Annotated in this window: 21 protein-coding genes; 15 read left to right on the forward strand and 6 right to left on the reverse strand. The window is 65.5% G+C overall.

Annotated features, from left to right (window positions below):
* Positions 1-47 precede the first annotated feature (47 nt).
* Positions 48-731, reverse strand: a complete 684-nt coding sequence (locus tag ACSQ23_RS17505) for a GNAT family N-acetyltransferase (RefSeq protein ID WP_436091361.1) — start codon at positions 729-731, stop codon at positions 48-50.
* A 122-nt stretch (positions 732-853) separates the two neighbouring features.
* On the opposite strand from ACSQ23_RS17505, the gene ACSQ23_RS17510 reads away from it, so the two are divergent.
* The 4 genes from ACSQ23_RS17510 to ACSQ23_RS17525 all read left to right on the forward strand — a co-directional run bounded on the left by ACSQ23_RS17510 (position 854) and on the right by ACSQ23_RS17525 (position 5,728).
* Positions 854-1,348, forward strand: a complete 495-nt coding sequence (locus tag ACSQ23_RS17510) for a hypothetical protein (protein ID WP_436091362.1) — start codon at positions 854-856, stop codon at positions 1,346-1,348.
* A 252-nt stretch (positions 1,349-1,600) separates the two neighbouring features.
* Positions 1,601-2,587 (forward strand): magnesium transporter CorA family protein, encoded by a 987-nt coding sequence (locus ACSQ23_RS17515; protein WP_056000964.1) that lies wholly within the window; start codon positions 1,601-1,603, stop codon positions 2,585-2,587.
* 948 nt (positions 2,588-3,535) lie between these two features.
* Positions 3,536-4,378, forward strand: coding sequence for an aldo/keto reductase (locus tag ACSQ23_RS17520; RefSeq protein WP_436091363.1), 843 nt, complete (start codon positions 3,536-3,538; stop codon positions 4,376-4,378).
* Between the two features lie 255 nt (positions 4,379-4,633).
* Positions 4,634-5,728, forward strand: coding sequence for a hypothetical protein (locus ACSQ23_RS17525; protein ID WP_436091364.1), 1,095 nt, complete (start codon positions 4,634-4,636; stop codon positions 5,726-5,728).
* A gap of 184 nt (positions 5,729-5,912) precedes the next feature.
* Here ACSQ23_RS17525 and pip read toward each other — a convergent pair whose 3' ends face one another.
* The 4 genes from pip to ACSQ23_RS17545 all read right to left on the reverse strand — a co-directional run bounded on the left by pip (position 5,913) and on the right by ACSQ23_RS17545 (position 8,895).
* Entirely contained in the window at positions 5,913-6,881 is a 969-nt protein-coding gene (pip, locus tag ACSQ23_RS17530; protein WP_436091365.1) for a prolyl aminopeptidase, read from the reverse strand.
* Entirely contained in the window at positions 6,881-8,083 is a 1,203-nt protein-coding gene (locus tag ACSQ23_RS17535) for a pyridoxal phosphate-dependent aminotransferase (protein ID WP_436091366.1), read from the reverse strand. Before ACSQ23_RS17535 ends, pip begins: the two co-directional genes overlap by 1 nt.
* 96 nt (positions 8,084-8,179) lie before the next feature.
* Positions 8,180-8,338: a hypothetical protein gene (locus ACSQ23_RS17540; RefSeq protein ID WP_436091367.1), complete on the reverse strand. Its 159-nt coding sequence runs from the start codon at positions 8,336-8,338 to the stop codon at positions 8,180-8,182.
* 101 nt (positions 8,339-8,439) lie between these two features.
* Positions 8,440-8,895 carry a DUF4864 domain-containing protein gene (locus ACSQ23_RS17545; protein WP_436091368.1) on the reverse strand — a complete coding sequence of 152 codons (456 nt, stop codon included), beginning with the start codon at positions 8,893-8,895 and terminating at the stop codon, positions 8,440-8,442.
* A 184-nt stretch (positions 8,896-9,079) separates the two neighbouring features.
* Between ACSQ23_RS17545 and ACSQ23_RS17550 the strand changes: the two genes are divergently transcribed.
* From ACSQ23_RS17550 to ACSQ23_RS17575, 6 genes are all read left to right on the forward strand, one after another.
* Entirely contained in the window at positions 9,080-9,373 is a 294-nt protein-coding gene (locus tag ACSQ23_RS17550) for a hypothetical protein (protein WP_436091369.1), read from the forward strand.
* Positions 9,374-9,543: 170 nt separating this feature from the next.
* Complete coding sequence (locus tag ACSQ23_RS17555; protein ID WP_436091370.1) at positions 9,544-11,433, forward strand: hypothetical protein; 1,890 nt, start codon at positions 9,544-9,546, stop codon at positions 11,431-11,433.
* 278 nt (positions 11,434-11,711) lie between these two features.
* On the forward strand, positions 11,712-12,140 hold the full coding sequence (locus ACSQ23_RS17560) for a CBS domain-containing protein (RefSeq protein WP_055880559.1): 429 nt from the start codon (positions 11,712-11,714) through the stop codon (positions 12,138-12,140).
* Positions 12,141-12,463: 323 nt separating this feature from the next.
* A complete protein-coding gene (locus ACSQ23_RS17565; RefSeq protein ID WP_436091371.1) occupies positions 12,464-13,033 on the forward strand; it encodes a Spy/CpxP family protein refolding chaperone in 570 nt (189 codons plus the stop codon).
* 192 nt (positions 13,034-13,225) lie between these two features.
* On the forward strand, positions 13,226-14,458 hold the full coding sequence (locus ACSQ23_RS17570; protein ID WP_436091372.1) for an aminotransferase class V-fold PLP-dependent enzyme: 1,233 nt from the start codon (positions 13,226-13,228) through the stop codon (positions 14,456-14,458).
* Positions 14,459-14,555: 97 nt separating this feature from the next.
* Complete coding sequence (locus ACSQ23_RS17575; RefSeq protein ID WP_436091373.1) at positions 14,556-15,455, forward strand: DMT family transporter; 900 nt, start codon at positions 14,556-14,558, stop codon at positions 15,453-15,455.
* A 3-nt stretch (positions 15,456-15,458) separates the two neighbouring features.
* On the opposite strand, the gene ACSQ23_RS17580 is transcribed toward ACSQ23_RS17575, so the two are convergent.
* The gene (locus ACSQ23_RS17580) at positions 15,459-15,854 is read right to left on the reverse strand and encodes a DUF2147 domain-containing protein (RefSeq protein ID WP_436091374.1); all 396 of its coding nucleotides are present in this window, start codon (positions 15,852-15,854) and stop codon (positions 15,459-15,461) included.
* Positions 15,855-16,182: 328 nt separating this feature from the next.
* Between ACSQ23_RS17580 and ACSQ23_RS17585 the strand changes: the two genes are divergently transcribed.
* The 5 genes from ACSQ23_RS17585 (at position 16,183) to ACSQ23_RS17605 (ending at position 19,805) form a co-directional block, all read left to right on the forward strand.
* Complete coding sequence (locus ACSQ23_RS17585) at positions 16,183-16,782, forward strand: thymidine kinase (protein WP_056001947.1); 600 nt, start codon at positions 16,183-16,185, stop codon at positions 16,780-16,782.
* Positions 16,779-17,171: an acyl-CoA thioesterase gene (locus tag ACSQ23_RS17590; protein ID WP_055880571.1), complete on the forward strand. Its 393-nt coding sequence runs from the start codon at positions 16,779-16,781 to the stop codon at positions 17,169-17,171. The genes ACSQ23_RS17585 and ACSQ23_RS17590 overlap by 4 nt, the downstream gene beginning before the upstream one ends.
* Positions 17,172-17,553: 382 nt before the next feature.
* Positions 17,554-18,123 (forward strand): peptidase inhibitor family I36 protein, encoded by a 570-nt coding sequence (locus tag ACSQ23_RS17595; protein ID WP_055880574.1) that lies wholly within the window; start codon positions 17,554-17,556, stop codon positions 18,121-18,123.
* Between the two features lie 196 nt (positions 18,124-18,319).
* Positions 18,320-18,964 (forward strand): peptidase inhibitor family I36 protein, encoded by a 645-nt coding sequence (locus ACSQ23_RS17600; RefSeq protein ID WP_436091375.1) that lies wholly within the window; start codon positions 18,320-18,322, stop codon positions 18,962-18,964.
* A 172-nt stretch (positions 18,965-19,136) separates the two neighbouring features.
* Positions 19,137-19,805 carry an SH3 domain-containing protein gene (locus ACSQ23_RS17605; RefSeq protein WP_436091376.1) on the forward strand — a complete coding sequence of 223 codons (669 nt, stop codon included), beginning with the start codon at positions 19,137-19,139 and terminating at the stop codon, positions 19,803-19,805.
* The last annotated feature ends 58 nt before the right edge of the window (positions 19,806-19,863 follow it).

Raw genomic sequence — 19,863 nt, forward strand, 5'->3', positions numbered from 1 at the left:
GACAGTCCATCCGTAGCTTGTCCCGCCGGTAATAACCGAAGCCACCTTCAGCGCGGCCGCACCACGGTGAATGTCAGCTCTTTCCGCACGGCAAACCCGAGCTTTTCGTAAAGCGCGATAGCGCCAGCGTTCTCGGTCTTCACATGCAGGAATGGCACTCGCCCGTCCGCCGCGATCAGCGCCGAGACATACGACACCAGCGCCTTGGCCAGCCCCCTGCCCCGGAACTCCGGCCAGGTGCACACCGCGCTCACTTCGGTCAGTTGCCCGAGCTGCATCCGTTCGCCGGTCATCGCCATCAGCCGCCCATCCTCCGAGCGCAGCCCGAAATAGCGGCCCATGCCGAGGGTGCCGGCCCGGAACGGTCCCGGCTCGGTCGCCGTCGCCAGCTCCAGCGCCGCCTCGGCATCCGCTGCCGTCAGTTGCACCGGCACGATATCGGGTATCGGCTGCGCCGCTTCGCAAACCATCTGGAACACCGGCACCGCCTGCAGCACCTCCCAGTCCGCGGGCACCTGGTAGTGCGTCGCCGACACCAGCCCCACTGCGTCTTCCGGCGCAACCAGCGGCCGCAGCTCGGCAAACGCTTCGGCGTCATAGCGCGCGAGCCCGCCGATCGGCGTCAGCTCGGCCCGAAAGCGCGCCGCCGCACCGTTGCGCTGGCCCAGCGCCGCTTGGTCGGTGGTCAGGGCATGCCACGCCGGATCGTCAAGCACGGAGAAGTCGATCATTCCAATAGTCCTTCGAATTCGCGTCACGCCTCTATCACCGCGGCGGCGAGTTCCCAACTCCCGGTGTTCATCGGCAATTCAGCGGCCTCGGCTAGAACGTAGAAAACCTCAGGGGCCCCCTCATGCATCGCTTCGTCGTCGCTGCCGCACTCTGCCTCGTCGCCACGCCGTCCCTGGCCCAGATGGTCACCATCAGCCCCGAGCAGATCGGCGAGATCTTCTGCATCTCGCGCCTCGGCAACGACATGGCGCCGGTCGAGGGCCTGCTCACCACCGAGTTCACCGCGGCGATCGCCGAAGCCGAAGCCAGGAACGACGCCATCCAGCAGGCCCACCCCGACGAGAAGCCGCCGCTCGGCGACGGCATCCCGTGGCAGGCCTTCCCCGATTACGCGGCCGAGTGCAAGGTCGGCGGGGTCACCCTCGAGGCCGATCGCGCCGTCGTCGATATCGCCTACGGCTTCCCCGACTATCCCGATGCCAACTTCACCGATCACCTGCAGCTGATCCTCGTGGCTCAGCCCAACCTCAGCGAACCGCTTTGGCGCATCGAGAACCTCGGTTACGCCACCGAAGGCGACCTGCGCTCGGTGCTGGTCTCGGCCTTCGCGAACTAGTGTTTCGCACCCATTGCTTCACCCTTGACGCCCCACGCGCAAAGGCGCATTGCGGCACTGTTCCGGACGCTTGCGTCAGGACCTTCATCAAGGACTGAAAATGAACCCCGACAGTCGAAGTCGATCTTCGATCTTGCCGGCGCTCTAGGCTCCAGAAGCGAGATCAGGAAAAGTTGCAGACTTTTCCGGTTCGATCTCGCGACAAACAGGTGGGCCAGGCGCGCCGGCGCGGCCATCTATTGGAGCCCCGCTATGCTGCGTGCCTATATCCGCGAAGGCGACCGCCTCGTTCCCACCGATTTCGACCCCGCCGCCGGCACCCAGCTGACCGGCGCGGTCTGGTACTCGCTCACCGACCCCTCGCGCGAAGAGGATAAGTTCGTCGAGGCCTGTCTCGGCATCGACATCCCCACCCGCCGCGAAATGCAGGACATCGAGCCTTCCGCCCGCCTCTACAGCGAGGGAGGCGCCGAGTTCATGACCATCACTGCGCTGATCGAGGATGAGGCAGATCAGGTGGTCAAAACCCCGATCACCTTCGTGTTGCGCAACGACCAGCTGGTCACCGTGCGTTATGCCGATCCAAAGCCCTTCCGCCTCTACGAGCGCCTGGTTTCCCGCCCTGCCACCGGCGAGATCGGCGGCGAGCGCGTCATGATCGGTCTGCTCGAGTCCTTCATCGACCGCCTGGCGCAACTGCTCGAGAACACCGGCGACGGCATCGACCAGATTTCGCGCGAGGTGTTCGGCAACAAATCGACCAAGCCGACCCGCAAGACCCGCGACCTGCAGTCGCTGATCGAGCGCATCGGCAAGAAGGGCGATGTCCTCACCCTCGCCCGCGAGAGCCTGGTCTCGATCAGCCGGCTCGTCAGCTTTCACCAGTCGAGCGGCGCCGAGGACCAGAAATCGGCCCGCGACCGCAAGCAGGAAATCAAGGTGCTGCAGCGCGACGCCGCCGCGCTCAGCGACCACGCGGCTTTCCTCTCGGACAAGATCACCTTCCTGCTCGATGCGACGCTCGGGCTGATCAACCTCGAGCAGAACCAGATCATCAAGATCTTCTCGGTCGCCGCGGTGGTGTTCCTGCCCCCGACCCTCGTTGCCTCGATCTACGGCATGAACTTCCAGTTCATGCCCGAGCTGAGCTGGCCTCTGGGCTATCCATTCGCGCTGGGGCTCATGGTCCTCTCGGCGGCGGTGCCCTACCTGTTCTTCAAGCGCAGCGGTTGGCTCTGAGCCCCGGGGATTCGTCGTCGAATCTGACAAAAAACTGTCACAATCAAGCACTTGGCGTCGCGTTCACATCGGCGTGCGACGCCACGACGCACGCCGGAAACCGCAATACACGAGCAAACTCATCGACTTAACAGCCATGCGAAAAATGCATGCCCCTCATTCGATACTCCTCGGTTGCTGGGTCGGCACTCACCCCATATATCCCCGCTCGACAGCAGCTGAGCGCATCTCCCTCCTCCTCCTCGCGCTCGTTGTTTGTTCCTCCCTGTAGCCGGCAACGGCTGCTACTCGGCCCCGCTCTCCCCTCGAGCGGGGCCTTGTTTTTTTCCGCCGCACGAACGCCCCGAACCAGCCGCTCGAACAGCAGGCGATTGACGCATGCGTCACGGCAGCATGACTGACCTATGCCTGCACAAACTGCATAGCTGGCATGTTGAACTCCGCATTGTGGACCAAACGGTCAAAGTGCATATTGTGACTGTCGATGTGAGCCGCACCGTATCCTCCTCCCTCGGTCCTGCTCTGCGACACCGGTCCGAAGTCGTATCCTCCTCCCTCGACTTAGGGCCATCGGCAAATGGCGTATCCTCCTCCCTCGTCCATTTGCCACCACTTCAGATTTGGACTTCGGTCCTTTTCATTGGGCCCCATCTTCGGATGGGGCCTCTTTTTTTGCTTCGGCTCATCTTGCTTGCCCCGGCGCCTCGCGCCCAGCGCATGGCTGACGTTCCGACTTGGCGATTGTTCCTTTCGCCGCATCACCCGATAGTCATCTCAACGAATTGCAGCCGCTCCTCCTCCCTGGCTGCGCTTCGATGGGTCGCCCGCTTCGGCGAGCCGGCCTTTGAAGGCTCCGCTCATCCCCTCGAGCGGAGCCTTTTTCTTTTGGCTCTCCGGTTGCCCCGCGCACCAGCCGCGCTAGGTTGCTCGACCAACGCGAGGCCGCTCATGACTCTTCCCACCATTGCCCTCCCCTCCGGCACCTCGGTGCCCGCTCTCGGCCAGGGCACGTGGCGTATGGGCGAGGACCGCCGCCGCCATGCCGACGAGGTCACGGCGCTGCGCCGCGGCATCGAGCTCGGCATGACGCTGATCGATACCGCCGAGATGTATGGCGATGGCGGCGCCGAGCTGGTGGTCGCTGAAGCGATCAAGGGCCGCCGCGACGAGGTGCAGTTGGTCAGCAAGGTGCTGCCCCATAATGCCAGCCGCGGCGGCACCATCGCCGCCTGCGAGCGCAGCCTGAAGCGGCTCGGCACCGACCATATCGAGCTCTATCTGCTGCACTGGCGCGGCCGGCATCCCCTCGCTGAAACGGTCGATGCCTTCGAAACCCTGCAGCGCTCCGGCGCCATCGGCGGCTGGGGCGTTTCCAACTTCGATGTCGACGATATGGAAGAACTGCTCGCCGTCCCCGGCGGCAAGGCCTGCGCCACCAACCAGGTGCTCTACAACCTCGGCGCCCGCGGCATCGAGTATGACCTGCTCGCGTGGTCGGCCGGACACGCCATGCCGATCATGGCCTACTCGCCACTCGGCAACGACAACCGCATGCTCCGCCACCCGTCGCTGCAGCGCATCGCCAATGCCCGCGGCATCACAGCCGCCCAGGTCGCCCTCGCCTTCGTGCTGGCTCAGCCCGGCGTCATCGCCATCCCCAAGGCCACCGGCCTCGACCACGTCGCCGAGAACCGCGCCGCGGCTGATCTCACGCTGACCGCCCAAGAACACGCCGCCCTCGACGCCGCCTTCCCACCGCCACGCCGCAAGCAGCCGCTGGAGATGATCTAGCTCCCCTCCCCTTTGAGGGGAGGGGTTGGGGGTGGGGGTCCATCGGTGATCACAGAACCACCCCCACCCTCTTTCCCTCCCCTCAAGGGGGAGGGATGCGACTACCGAGGGTTCAACGCTTCGCCACCGACGTGCAATCCTTACCCGGCATTTCCTGCCGCCTGCCCGTTCTCGCTCCGTCCGAACGCCCGGAATCCCGGCCCTTCGCGCTGGCACGCCGCCTGCATGGTAAGGCGCGACCGCCCGGAGGCACCCATGACCAGCGTCGGCACCGCGACCAGCACCAGTTCACTGACCTACGCGCAGATCATCGCCAATGCGCAGAAGGCCCAGCAGCAGGCGCTGACCAATCCGCCCGCGCCTGGCTCCAGCGAGTCCGGCGCCACCAACGTCACCCTGTCGGATGCCGCCAAAGCGGCGCTGACCACGATCAAGGACTTCGCCACCGTCACGACCGAGGCCCGCGCCACCCTCGACAAGCTGCTCGCCGACGCCAAACTCACCACGCCGTTGAAGGATGGCAAGCTCGCCCTCGATCTCAGCAAGGTCGATCGACGCGAGCTCTACGCGATGAGCACCAATTCCAACCAGCTGTTCACCGCTGACGAGCAGAAGGCCGCCGCCATTGAACTGCAGAACCGCTTCGATCAGGCAATGGCCGGCCCCACCGCCGTCGGTCGCGTCACCGGCAGCGTCAAAGGCCTCTACGTCGCCGCCCTCGCCTATTTCGACGCCATGGGCCCCGAAGAGAAAGCCTCCGCCGCCTATGTCGACCAGCGCGCCGCACTCGAGGAGATGCTGAAGCAGATCGAAGCCAAGCCCTCGACCTTGCCGGGCGCCGTGCCCAACGACCCGGTCAACGCTTATATGGAGCGCCTCGCTGGCGGCGAAACCGGCAAGCCGCGCGACATCAAGGATGTGGCCGGCGACGCCCGCGCCACGCTCGATGCGCAATACAAGGCCAGCGGCAATTCGAAGCCCGACTATTCCGAGTTCGACAGCCGCTCGCTGGCCTCGGTAGCGCTCAATTCCAACGGCAAGTTCTCGGCCACCGAAGTCCGCACCGCCTCGATGGAAATGCGCTCGCGCTCCGGCACGGCGCTGCTGCAGAGCCTCAAATCCGCCGGCACCGGCAACCCGGCCGGTTTCGCCCAGAACGTCATCTCGCTCTATGGCGCGATGAGCAGCGAAGAACGCGCCGCCGCCGGCTGGTCCGAAAACCTCTATTCCGCCGCGGTGTCCAACTACCAGACCGCCAGCAAACTCGGCTCCCTGCTGAGTCAGGCCACCGGGTCGTCGGCGTTTGGTGGCAGCGACGGTGGGTCGATGAGTTTGATGGATTATCTTTGAACTACGCTGAACGTGCAGTCGCTGCCTTCTCCCCTTGTGGGAGAAGGTGCCCGAAGGGCGGATGAGGGGTATCTCTCCGCGGGCGCAGTCGCTCGTCGCTTCGCTCCGATCGCGCAACCCAAGAAGGTTGCGAAACCCCTCATCCGGCCTATCGGCCACCTTCTCCCACAAGGGGAGAAGGCACTCACTCAGCGGCCCGTGGTAGGTCGGCAAACCCATCCAGCGCCGCCGTGATCGCCTCGGGCATCCCGGCATCGCCGGCCGAGTGCCCGGCCCCCTCGATCACCACCAGCTTCGCCTCCGGCCACGCCCGGGCCAACTCCCAGGCCGTCACCAGCGGGCCCTGCAGGTCGAGCCGTCCCTGCACCAGCACCCCGGGGATGCCGCGCAGCCGATCGGCATTGGCCAGCAACCTGCCCTCTTCCATCCACGCCGCATGCCTGAACACATGCGTAACGATCCGGCTACGCGCCAGGAGCCGCTTCGGATCCACCCCGTCGGATGCCCGGCCGACCTGCGCCGTGACCGAGACCGTCGCGTTGTCCCAATCGTGGAAATCCCGCGCCGCCTTGTCGCGCACTGCCGGATCGGGGTCGAACAGCAGCTCGTTATAGGCCGCGATCAGCCCGTCATCCGGCGTTCCCACGGGCGCGCCGGCGACGAACCGCTCCCACTCCGCCGGGTAGAGCGGCGCGATGCCGCGATAGAGCCAGTCGATCTCGCGCCGCCGCGTCGTCGTCACCCCGCCGAACACCATGGCCGCGACGTGCTCGGGGTGCGCTTCGGCATAGGCGAGTCCCAGCGTGGCGCCCCATGAGCCGCCATAGATCACCCATTTGTCGACGCCGAAATGCGCCCGCAGCCGCTCGATATCGGCGATCATGTGCGCCGTGGTGATCACAGAGAAATCGACACCTTCACCCGAGGCATGCGGGGTGCTCTTGCCGCAACCGCGCTGGTCGAAGCCGATGATCCGATAGCGCTCGGGATCGAAGAACTGCCGCATCGAGGCCGAGAACCCCGAGCCCGGCCCGCCATGGAGGATCAGCGCCGGTACCCCCTGAGAGTTGCCGGCCTCTTCCCACCAGAGCGCATTGCCATCCCCGACCTCGAGCCAGCCGCTCGCGACCGGCTCGGTGATCGGGTATGCCATCAGCTCACCTTGGCGCAGAAATCCTGGATCCGGCTCACGGCATCCTCGAGCTGCGCGTTCGAGGCGGCATAGCTCAGCCGCATGTGGCCGGCGAGCCCGAACGCGGAGCCATGCACCAGCGCCACCCCGGTCTCTTCGAGCAGCGCCAGAACGAACGCCGCGTCGTCGGACAGCGCCCGGCCGCCACCCGAGGTCTTGCCGAGCAGGCGCTTCACCGACGGGAACACGTAGAACGCCCCCTCCGGAGTCAGACAGTCGAGCCCGGTATTGGCGTTGAGCCCGGCAACCACCAGGTCGCGCCGCCCCTGGAACACCTCGCGCCAGCCCTTCAAAAACTCCTGCGGCCCGTTCAGCGCTTCCACCGCCGCCCATTGCGAGATCGAGGAGGGGTTGGTGGTCGATTGGCTCTGCAGTTTGTTCATCGCGCTGAGCAGCGGCCGTGGCCCGGTGCAGTAGCCGATGCGCCAGCCGGTCATGGCGTGCGACTTCGACACGCCATTCATGGTCAGCGTCCGCTCCATGAGCTTGGGCTCCACCCCGGCAATGGTGGCGAACGTGCCGCCGTCATAGACCAGCACCTCGTAGATATCGTCGGTGAGGATGTGGACGTGCGGATGCCGCAGCAGCACGTCGGCCAGCCCGCGCAGTTCGTCGTGCGTATAGGCAGCGCCGGTCGGGTTCGACGGCGTGTTGAGGATCAGCCACTTGGTCCTGGGCGAAATCGCCGCTTCCAGCACTTCGGGCCTGAGCTTGAAGCCGGTCGAGGCATCGGCCACCGCGAACACCGGATCGGCGTCGCAGAGCCGCACGATCTCGGGATAGCTCACCCAGTACGGCACCGGGATCACCACTTCGTCGCCGGGGTTCAGCGTCGCCATCAGAGCGTTGAAGATGATCTGCTTGCCGCCCGAGGAAACGAAGCAATCTGCCGCCGTGACATCGAGCCCGTTGTCGCGCTTGAACTTCTGCGCCACTGCTTCCTTGAGCTCGGGGATGCCGTCGACCGCCGTATAGCGGGTCTTGCCCGAGTTGATCGCCCGGATCGCCGCCTCACGCACATGCTCGGGGGTATCGAAATCCGGCTCGCCTGCGGCCAGCGAGATCACGTCCTGCCCCTGCCGCTTCATCTCCACGGCTTTGGAGTTGATCGCCACGGTGGCGGATGGCTGGATGCGGCTGAGGGCGTCGGACAGGAAAGCCAAGATCATCTCCCTGGAATTGGCGGGAAAGCTCTACGGCTTCGATTGCCCATAGACAACCGGGACGTTTGGTCAGATGGCAGAGGTCAGATGCCGTGCTCACACGGCGCGAGCGGGAACCGGTGCATGCGCCGGCAGGACGATTTCGGTCCCGTCGGCCCGCACGCTGCTCTTGCTGCCGCCCATTGCCTGTTCGCCATCGGGCATCAGGCTGACGAGAATGGCGGCGAGGACAGCGGAAAGGACGAGAAGCTTCAACGGAAACATCCTGGACAACGCGGGGGCTTTGAATGTCCACTTTTCGCACCAAGCCGTTGAACATTCACTGATACCGCCGTTCATCCTCGGCTCAGGAAAGCTCAGATTCCGACGCCGGCCGCTTTGGCGAGCTGCACGCCCTGCACCCGCCAGCCATTGGCCTCCTCGGCCAGCATATAGATAGCGCTGTAGAGCCCCTGGTCGTTGCCGACGAACTTCACTTCCTGCGCCACTGCCTTGTCGCCAAGCTTCTGGAACTTGCCGAAGCTGTGCGAGCGCGATTCCATGATCGGCGCGTAGCCTGCCGTCACGATGGCGTTGAAGAACGCCTCGGCGCTTGGAAACGTCACTTGAAAGCCTGCCCCGGCATAGCTGAACGCCCCGGCGGCATCCTTGCTGCGAAACGCTTCGATCTGGCTGGTGATCACGCTCTGCCACGGCTCGAGCGCCGCGGCCTCGCTGGCCTGATCCTCGGCTCGCGCCGCCATTCCAATCATCAGGAAGGCGGCCAACAGCCCCACCAGCACCAGCCTGACCCCCGTTACGAACAGTCGCATGCTCCCGTCTCCCCATGTCGCCTGGCGGGTTTTCGCCACACGATCGCCTTCAAATCGTACCCGCTTCACCCCTTTAGCAACGAAACATCCGCGCATTCAGTGAGCCTTATCACTGCGTTGTGATCTGCCGAGTCAGCGAGTCCTCATGTCTCCCACCAAGCTTCCCCAGCCGAAGCGACCGTCTTTGCGCCGGCCGTTGTTCCGCAACGCCCTCAGTGCGGCAACCGCCATCTCGTTCTCGCTCACCTTCGTCGGCGCCGGCATCGCGCTGCTGCTCGGCCTCATCCCGCCGCGCGCCATCATCGGCGCCGGCGAGATCGACACTGCCGTGGTGCTCCTGTTCGTGCCGCTCTGCGCCCTGCTCTTCGCCATCCTCGTCGAAGTGGTTCGCGCCATTCTGCGCGAAGGCCTGCAGCCGCCCAAAGCCCGGCAGTCCAATCCGCTTTCCGCCTGGAAGCCCGGTCACGGCGAAGGCTGAAACGGCGTAATTCAACGCGTTTCGCGCTCCGCCGTTCATCTTCCCGTTAGCTAGGGTAGTCTAGAAGCCGGTGACGCTCGCTTCGGGCCGTTCCCCGCGCCGTGTCCTCCCTCACCCAAAGGTGAGCGCGGGACGCGGCGTCTCATGATTTTGCGACTGAGGAAACCGACATGACCCGTATCGCTTCTGCTCCGCTCGGCCGCCTGCGTCCGCTGCGCGCCCTTCTGCTCGGCTCCGTGTTTGCCGGCCTTGCCGTCACCGGCGCCTCCGCCGAAACCCTTTCGGTCACCGGCATCACCCAGGGCGCCGCCACCGGCCCCTACGAGCTGTCGGTCCCCAGTGTCGAAGTGGTCGACGGCAACATCAATGAAGGTGCGGTGCGTGGGCTGTTCACCGGTGCGCCGGGCGCGCTCGATGCACTGGCCACCCTCGATGCCAAGTCGGTCACCATCCCCGAGATCAAGGTCAGCTATCCCAGCTATGTCGAGGGCGCCGGCCCGTCGGTGATCACCTATCGTGACATCACCCTCACCGATGTCGCCGATGGCGTCGCGGCCTCCGCCCATGTCGGCGGCGCCGATTTCAGCGGCGCCGAAAGCGTCACCGGCACTTTCGGCGAAATGTCGGTTGGCCGCTTCGATCTCGCCGCCCTGCTCGGTTTCTATGGTCTCACCGCTGCCCCTGCAGCCGGCACCGAGATGAAAGAGGTCTATGCCGACTTCAAGTTCTCCGGCGGCTCGCTGAAGGGCGGCGACGCCTTCAGCTGCGAGTTCGGCACTGGCGAGCTCGGCAGCTTCAGCGCCCGGCCGCTCAAGCAGAACTTCACCGAGATCAACGCGCTGATCGTCGAAGCCGATGCGGCGCAGAAGGCCGGCACCGAGGTGGCGCCCGAAACGGTCGACAAGCTCGTCCGCTTCTACGCCGACATGTTCACCGCCTTCTCCTCGACGCCGATGACCTTCAGCGGCTTCAGCTGCTCGGGCAAGGACGACAAGGGCAACCCGCTCACCGTCGCCTCGGGCCCGATCACCGTCGGCGGCTTCGAGCCGGCGATCTATCCGGCGATCTCGCTCGACGATTTCGACATGACGGTCGAAAATGACGGCTTGCTGAAGTTCGGCAACTTCACCTGGAAGAAGATGGACTTCACTGCCGCCGTCGCGGCCATCGAAGCGGCCACCAAGCTCGACGAGGCCTACTTCACTGCCAATTGGCGCAAGCTCGTTCCCGCGCTCGACGGCATGAGCCTTGCCGATCTCACCATCGACGTGCCCGATCCGGAAGCCTCGGGCAAGCGCATCACCGGCACGCTCGGCGCCTTCGACGCGACGCTCGGCAATTACATCAACGGGATTCCGGCCGACATCGCGCTGAACCTTTCCAACTTCATCCTGCCGATCACCGCCGACATGACCGAGCTGCCGGTCGCGGATCTCCTCGCCCGCGGCGTCGACAAGCTGGACATCTCGCTCGGCACCAAGCTCGCCTGGGACCAGGCGTCGTCCACCATCAAGGTCGATGACGTGCTGATCGACATGGGCGCACTCGGCCGCGTCAACCTCTCGGGCACCTTCGGCAACGCCACTGAGTCGCTGTTCGCCGACAACACCGACGAAGCCACCATGGCCGCGATGCTGCTCACCCTGCGTGATGTCACCATCGAGATCGAGGACCGCGGCATGAGCGCGCTCGCCTTCGCCGCCGGCGCCAAGGATGCCGGCCAGTCCGAGGCCGCCTTCCGCACTGCCGTCGCCGGCATGGCCCAGGGCATGACGCTCGCCTTCCTCGGCAACACCACCGAGGCGCTGACCGCTGCCCAGCAGCTTGGCACCTTCCTCAGCGGCGCTTCGCACCTGAAGCTGACCATCACCGCCAAGGATGAAGCGGGCATCGGCCTCGCCGACCTCGCCGCCGCCGAGACCAACCCGGCGGCGCTCGCCGGCAAGCTCAACGTCGTCGCCGAAGCCAGCGGCGAACCGGTCGAACTCCCGGTGCTCGACACGCCCGCCCCGTCCACCCAGGACGAAAAGCGCGACCTCAAGGCCCCGGCCGCACAGTAATCACGGCACTCTCTGGCACCTCCCCCTTGTGGGGGAGGCTGGGAGGGGGGTGAGCCACGAATACTGAGCGAGATCGGGACTGCGGGCAGGTTCGTCCGCTTCGCCATCACGCCTGCCGCCCCACCCCCTCCCGGCCTCCCCCATCAAGGGGGAGGTGTCAGGCCGGTGGGTTGGCCAAATGGTTGCCTCCCAAACGCCGCCATAACGGCAAGCCGACCCAGACTCTTGTCCGTTCCTCACCTTTGGCGCACTATGGCCGCCTGAGAGGAGGAACAACGATGCAAGTCGAGACTATCCTTCAATCCAAGGGCCACACCGTCTTCACGGTGGAAGCTGGCGCGCCGCTCTCCGAAGCCGTCCGCATTCTCAACTCCAAGAAGATCGGTGCCGTGGTCGTCGTCGACGCCAAAGGCAAGGTCGCGGGCATCCTCAGCGAGCGCGACGTCGTCCGTCACCTCGAAAAGGACCCTGTTGCGGTTCTCGCCGGCCCGGTACGCAACGTCATGACCAGCAAGGTCATCACCTGCACATCGGCCAGCTCGGTTTCGGACCTCATGGAAACCATGACCCGCCACCGCATCCGCCACATCCCCATCGTCGAAGCCGGCAAACTGACCGGCATCGTCTCGATCGGCGACGTGGTGAAGCGCAAGATCGAAGAAGCCGAGCAGGAAGCCCTGGCGCTGAAAGAGTACATCGCGTCGTAGCGATCGGCGATCATCTCAAAAACGTGCGCGCTGCGCACCCCACCCCATCCCTCCCCGTCAAGGGGAGGGTGTCCGCCGGTGACCTTGGCGTGATCCAGCCACATGCGCGATCCCCACCTCCCCCTCGACGGGGGAGGCAAGCGAAGCTTGGGAGTGAAGCGACCTGGCAGAGCTCGGAGGGGGTGCGCCACGGCCGCGATGTCGCCGTTGGGCGAGCCGCCCCACCTTTCCAACCTTGCCGCGATTTCACCTTGCCGCAACACCCCGGCAAGCCGACGCAGCACATCCTTTTCCCGTTGCCACTCAACTGATGGGAGACCCCGATGACCCCGACCCGAGCCACCATCCTCGCCGCCCTCGTTGCCGCCCTTGGCCTCACCGCCATGAGCCCGGTTTTCGCTGCCGGTCCCGATCGCCCGCGCAGTGACAATCGCACCCTCGAGTTCCGCCGCGACGCCGCCGGCGGCGCCTTCCGCTTCGCCGAGTTCTCCTGCAACAACCGCGCCGCCGACCGGCTGGAGCGCCGCCTCGACCGCATGGCCAACAAGCTTCAGCTGACCAGGGACCAGGAAAAGCTGTTCGAGGATTTCCGCACCACGGCGCTGACTGCGCAGACCGATTTCGCCGACCAGTGCGACACCATCCGTCCCGGCAAGAACGCCAACCGGGGCGAGCGTCCGGACCTGATCCTGCGCCTCGAGCAGCGCCTCAAGTTCGATGAAGCCCGCCTCGCCGCGATGAGCGAACTGCTGCCGCAGTTCAGGAGCTTCTACGAAAGCCTCACCGACACCCAGAAGCGCGAGCTCGCCCCGCGCCGCCATATGCAGGGCAAGTTCCAGCATCCGGGCAAGCACCTGCCCCACCGCCCCGCTGCCCCTGGTTTGGACGGCTGACCCCAGTCCCCGCCGGTCCGAGCCCCAACGCGACCGGCTGCGGCCGTCCCCAAGAGAAGCCCCGGCGCCCCTCCCGCCGGGGCTTCTTCCCTTTTCTCACAACCGTACCGCCCCCCCTTTATCCACACGCCGCATTGCCGCGGTCACATCGCTCCGCTAACCATCGGGCATCTGATCTCCCGAGCGCCACTCATGACCGCCCTGCCCCTCGACACCGACCTGATCCGCGCCGAGTTCCCGGCTTTTCGCGAACCGAGCCTCGATGGCTGGGCTTTTTTCGAGAACGCCGGCGGCTCCTACACGTCGCAGCAGGTGCTCGGCCGCCTCGACCACTACTACCGCGCCACCAAGGTGCAGCCCTATGGCTTCTACCCCGCCTCGCGCGAAGCGGGGGCGGCCATGGACCTGGCGCATCGCCGCATGGCGCAGGCGCTCAATGTCGGCATGGACTGGATCCATTTCGGCCCCTCCACTTCCGGCAACACCTATACGCTCGGCCATGCCTTCGCCGGTTGGCTGAAGCCCGGCGACGCCGTCGTCGTCACCAACCAGGATCATGAGGCCAATGGTGGCGCGTGGCGCCGGCTGGCCGATCGGGGCATCGTCATCCGCGAGTGGCAGGTCGACCCGGTCACCGGCCATCTCGATCCCGCCGCGCTCGACAAGCTGCTTGATAGCAAGGTCCGCGCCGTCTGCTTCCCGCACGCCTCCAACATCGTCGGCGAGATCAACCCGGTCCACGAGATCGTCCAGAAGGCCAAGAGCTTTGGCGCCGTCACCGTGGTCGATGGCGTCTCCTATGCACCACATGGCCTGCCCGACCTGCTCGAGCTGGGTTGCGACGTCTACCTGTTCTCCGCCTACAAGGTGTTCGGGCCACACCAGGGCGTCATGGCGATCCGCCCCTCGCTGGCCTCGGAGCTCCCCAACCAGGGGCACTTCTTCAACGATACCCAGCCGCGCAAGCGGCTGACGCCGGCTGGCCCCGACCACGCCCAGATCGCCGCCAGCGCCGGTGTCGCCGACTATCTCGAGCGGGTTGCCGAGCTCGCCGGCGATCGGGTCGAAGGCGCCAATCCGTTCCGCAAGGCCCACACCGCGATGCGGCTGCAGGAGGAAATCCTCCTCGCCCCGCTGATGGAGTTCCTGCGCTCCAAGAACAATGTCCGCCTTATCGGGCCCACCGATCCGGCGAAGCGCGCGCCGACCATCTCGCTGGCGCTCGGCGAGCTTGCCGTCGAAGCCGCCGACCGCCTGGCCCGCCACAAGATCATGGCCTCAGGCGGGCACTTCTACGCCTACCGCCTGCTCGAAGCCCTCGGCCTCAACCCTGGCCACGGCGTGTTGCGCGTCTCGTTCACCCACTACACTGCCGAAGCCGAAGTGCAGCGGCTGATCGAAGCGCTGGATGCAGAGCTGAAGTAAGGCTCACTGCAGCAGACGGCCCCCATCACGCCGGCTGATCGCTCCCATCGCCAAAATCCGTTCGACGCGGGCCCGTCGCTCCGGCTACACAGCGCCGATGTCCCGCCCGCTCGCCGTCCTCTTGCTGCTCATTGCCACCGCGATCTGGGGTCTGGCGTTCGTCGCGCAGAAGGCCGCCATGGCGCATATGGGACCGTTGACCTTCAGCGGCACGCGCTTCCTGCTCGGCGGCGTCGCGCTGCTGCCGTTCGCGCTCATCGAGCTCCGCCGCAAGGCTCCGCTGGCTGCCCAGTTCACCCCGCGTCTCTGGCTGCAGATCGCGGTACTGTGCGGTGCGTTCTTCGCCGGTTCGCTGCTGCAGCAATACGGCCTCGCCCAGACCAGCGTCACCAATTCGGGCTTCCTCACTGCGCTTTACGTGCTGTTCGTGCCGCTGATCGCTTTCCTGGTGATCCGGGCCAAACCGCACCCGATCATCTATCTCGGCGCCCCGCTGGCGCTGGTCGGCATTTTCTACCTCAACGGCGGTCGCTTCGAGAGCTTCAACTTCGGCGATCTGTTGGTGGTGATCAGCGCCGTGTTCTGGGGCGGCCACGTCTTCATGCTCGGCCTGCTTACCCGCCAGACCGGCCTGCCGATCGTACTCTCGGCCATCACCGTGCTCAGTGTCGGCGTTGTCTGCCTCGCCTTCGCCTTTGTCTTCGAGGTTCCCGACCTCCAGGGCATTCTCGGCGGCTGGGTGCAGATCCTCTATGTCGGGCTGATGTCTACTGCCATCGCCTTCACCTTGCAGGCGATCGGCCAGCAGCACGTCCCCTCCGCCAACGCAGCGATCATCCTTTCGGCTGAAAGCCTGTTCGCGGCGCTCGGCGGCGCCCTGCTCTTGGGCGAGCGCCTGCCCCCCGTCGGCTATGCCGGCGCGGCGCTGATCTTCTTTGCCATCATCCTGGTAGAAGCGGTCCCAGCGCTGCAACGCCGGGATCCGCGCCCCGCCTGAGGCCTACTGCACCCGCGTCAGGGTGATCTCGCGGCACACCACGATATAGGCGCAGGCCTTGACGTTCATGGTGTTGGCGCCATTGAGCGTCAGCGTCGCATCGCCGGTCTGGCCGAACAGGCTGAGCTTGCCCTTCCAGCGCCCCTGCCCGCTCGGCTTCGCCTTGTCGATCAGGTAGGTGTTGAGGTACGGCCGGTTCTTGTCGCTATCCATGTTGCCGCGCAGCGCCACGACCTTGATGCAGAGCTGGGCATTGTCCTTGCCGCACATGCTCATCTCGTAGTCGGAGTTCTTGTCCGGGCGCCACATGCCGGTGACATCGACGCCCTGCGCCATGCTCGGCGCGGCCGTTGCCGCCGCCATCGCCAAACCCAATCCAGCCTTCCAGAAGGTCTTCATTTGCCTCTCCAGCAGCCCTGCCCGCAGCTCTCCGCTACGGTGCGATAATGTCGCCAATATGAAACCGTTCGTCATCTGCTTGTCACGTCGGCTCAATAGCTTGCGGGTGTCCGGAACGTCCCCATTGTTCCGGCCTAGACCCGGTTGCACCCGCCACTATCGGCAGCCGGACGGTCCTTATGAGCAGGACATCGCCGCCAATTCGTATGTCCTGCGCCGAGCCCCAATTCGGCATTCTTATCGGCCGCCCCCGCCAGGCGGCCGATTTTTTGTTGAGAGCGACCGATTGGCCTCGCCGCCGCCCCTCGCCTGCGGCATGAACAGCCGCATGGCCAAGCTCTACTTCTCCTACTCGGCGATGAACGCCGGCAAGTCGACCCTGCTGCTGCAGGCATCCTACAACTATGTCGAGCGCGGCATGCGCACGCTGCTGTTCACTTCTTCGCTTTATGCCGAAGGCGATGTCGGCCGCATCACCTCGCGGCTCGGCATTTCCGCCGATGCCGAAATGTTCAATGGCGAAGACGACCTGTTCCAGCGCGTCAACGATCACCTGCAGGAATCGAAGGTCGATTGCGTCTTCGTCGACGAGGCGCAGTTCCTTACTACCGACCAGGTCTGGCAGCTCGCTCGCGTCGCCGACCGGCTCGATGTGCCGGTGATGTGCTATGGCCTGAGGACCGATTTCCAGGGCAAGCTGTTTCCCGGCTCCTCGGAGCTCCTCGCCGTCGCCGACGAGCTGCGCGAAGTCCGCACTATCTGCTTTTGCGGCCGCAAGGCCACCATGGTGGTGCGCCGCGACACCGAAGGCGGCGCGCTCACCGAGGGCAACCAGGTGTCGATCGAGAAATCGGTCTATGTCTCGCTCTGCCGTCGGCACTGGGAAGAAGAAATCGGCCGCTGGCCGCCGAAAGGACCTCGCGCATGACCGACGCAGCCTCCACCGCCGAGCCCAATGGTGCGCTGACCATCCGCACCCTCGCCATGCCGGCCGACACCAATCCGGCCGGTGACATCTTTGGCGGCTGGGTGCTGAGCCAGATGGATATTGCCGGCTCGATCTGCGCCGTCGAGCGCGTCCAGGGTCGCGTCGCCACCGTGGCAGTCGAAGCCATGACTTTCATCGCGCCGGTTAAGGTCGGCGATGTGCTGTGCGTCTACACCACGATCGAGCGGGTCGGGAACACCTCGATCACCATCGCCATGGAGGCCTGGGCTCGCCGCAACCGGCTCGCCGACCGCGTAAAGGTCACCGAAGGGCGCTTCGTCTACGTCGCCCTCGACGACAAGGGCCAGAAGCGCGTCATCCCACGCTGAACCGACAGCCGTTCAGCACCCGTTCAGCACCACAATCGCAAAGCTTCACCTATCCCGTCCCGGGATGGGTGGCCTCTTCCCCGGGACGATGAGGGAGGCGCTGCGCGAGGGATTCCGCGCGGCGCCTTTCCGCTACTGATCCTCTTCCATTCCGACCGGTCCAGCCCAAGACTCGATGCCCACCTCCCCCTCGACGGGGGAGGCAAGCGAAGCTTGGGAGCGGCAGCGACCTGGCGCAGCTCGGAGGGGGGTGTGCGGAGCCACAGTCTTTTGCGGCCGGTACCCCGCCAACTTTCCCCCACCCTGTTGCCGGCGCACCCTTCCAACCGTCATGCAGCGGCGCTACGCTTCGTCTCTGATTATTTGGTACGGGGCATTTTCGATGAAGCAGTTGCTCGCCTGCCTGTCTGCACTAGCCCTTCTCGCTCTCGGCACGGCCGCCGCGACCGCGGCGCCGGTGGGCTCGCCCGCCTGGTCGGTCCGTCCGCTCGTGCTGTTCGAAGGCCCCGGCAAGGCCTATGACGTCACCGGCGAGATCGACGGCCACGTCCGCATCTATGTCGATCGCTGCTCCAAGCAGTGGTGCCACGTCCATGCCGGGCGTGACGCCGGTTGGACCCGCCTCTACGACATCGCCTTCGGCAAGGTGATCCGCCACCCCTGGCAGCTGGCGCCCATTCCCTACAACTGGGGCGGCCCGGGCATCGTCTGCCTCTACGAAGGCCACAACTTCACCGGCGCCTCGTTCTGCGCCAAGCCCGGCACCCACGTCCGCGATTTCCTGCTGCTCGACACCGACAACCGCTACTCGTCGGTCCGCATCGAGGGCAACGTCTCGGTGGACCTCTGTCGCGATCGCGAGTTCCACAGCTACTGCGAACGCGTCAACGACAGCCAGACCAGCCTGCACGGCTTCCTCGACAACAACGTGAGTTCGATGTGGGTCTATTGAGTTTCGCCTGCCAGGCTCAGTAACCACCGGTCCGCTGCCTCCCCCGGCGCGGGCCGTTTGTTTTGCAATTCAGTCGATTTCGCCTCGAATCGCGAATACTGCTGTTTGTCGGCAGCGTTCGGCGCGCGGCACCTGATGCCCTGCTGATCTCGCGCCGCGGCACCGATCCCGGTGCCGTCAATCAGGGAACATCCTCATGAAGCGTCTCAACCTCGTCGCCGCCGCAGCGCTGGCCGCGCTTGTCGGCCTTGCCGTCGCGCCTGCCTTCGCTGCGCCCAATGCCCACATGCTGCAGGACTCCAACGTCCGCAAGACCGCCAACCCGAACTCGCCGGTGGTCAATTCCGTCGCGGCAGGCCAGCTTGTCACCGTGCTCGATTGCCAGGGCACCGTCTGCCTGATCCAGATCCCGGGCCCCGATGGCTGGGTGCGCCAGAACCGCCTCGGCGGCCTCAACAAGGGTAAGCCCGCGTCCAACGTGCCGTTCAGCTTCAGCTTCGGTGTCGGCGGCGACGGCAAGCCGTCGATCTCGATCGGCATCGGCAACCAGCCCAAGCCGCAGCCCCTGCCGGAGCCGGAAGAAGAAGAAGAAGACCAAGTCTGCTTCTACAAGAACGCCAATTTCAACGGCGCGAGCTTCTGCGTCGAGCCCGGCGACAGCGACGATGCGCTGGGCGGCAGCTGGAACGACTCGATCTCCTCGATCGAGGTGTTCGGCGATGCCGACGTGCTGGTCTGCCGCGATTTCGACCTCGAAGGCATCTGCGCCGATATCAGCTCGTCCAAAGCCTCGCTGCCCAAGCAGCTCAACAACGCCATCTCGTCCTACGAAGTTAACTGACGCTTCACCATACTGAGAGCCGAACGCCGCCCAGGGGAGGAACTCCCGGGGCGGCGTTTGCATTTTAGGCGCAATCGACACGAATGCATGGAACTCCCTTGCGTTCGGGCCGTTTCGGCCTCGCGGCGACAATCGATAAATGCCCCAAAGCGTCACCAAGAGAGGACTATTCATGCATCCCATCAAACTGGCAGGAGCCGCCACCGTGCTGCTCGGCTCGCTGTTCTTCGCCGGTGCGGCCAACGCCGCCGTCGCCACCAGCACCGTCAATGTCCGCGCCGCGCCGGTGAACGGCGCCGTGGTCGATGTGCTGCGCCCCGGCCAGCAGGTCGAGATCGATCGCTGCTCCGGGGGCTGGTGCTACGTGATCAAGCAGGGTCCGGATGGCTGGGTCTCCGCCAGCTTCCTCAGCGACGACGATTCCGGCTTCGACGATGAGGACGATATCGATACTCGCGTCATCGTCCCCGATCGTCCGGGCCCGGGCCCGAGCCGGCCGGATGTCGATGTGAGCATCGGCTTCGACGTCCCCGGCTTCAGCTTCCAGATCGGTTCGGGCGGCTTCGACATGCGGCCTGGCCGTCCGGGTGGCAACCGCGACCGCGTCTGCTTCTACGAGAACACCAATTTCCGCGGCGACAGCTTCTGCGCTCGTCCGGGTGAGCGGCTGGCCCGTCTCGGCCGCTGGGACGATTCGATCCGCTCGATCGAAATCCGCGGCGATGCGCAGGCCCTGGTCTGCGAGCGCGCCAACTTCAACGGCCGCTGCATCGTGATCTCACGCAGCGTGCCGAACCTGCGCGGTGCCAACGACAACATCAGCTCGCTGCGCGTCCGCTGAGCGCCGCCTGACTGAACACAAAGCGCCGCCCCGGCTTATTGCCCCGGGGCGGCGTTTT

Origin of the sequence: Devosia sp. LjRoot16, assembly GCF_964252795.1 — a bacterium.
Taxonomy (GTDB): Bacteria; Pseudomonadota; Alphaproteobacteria; order Rhizobiales; family Devosiaceae; genus Devosia_A.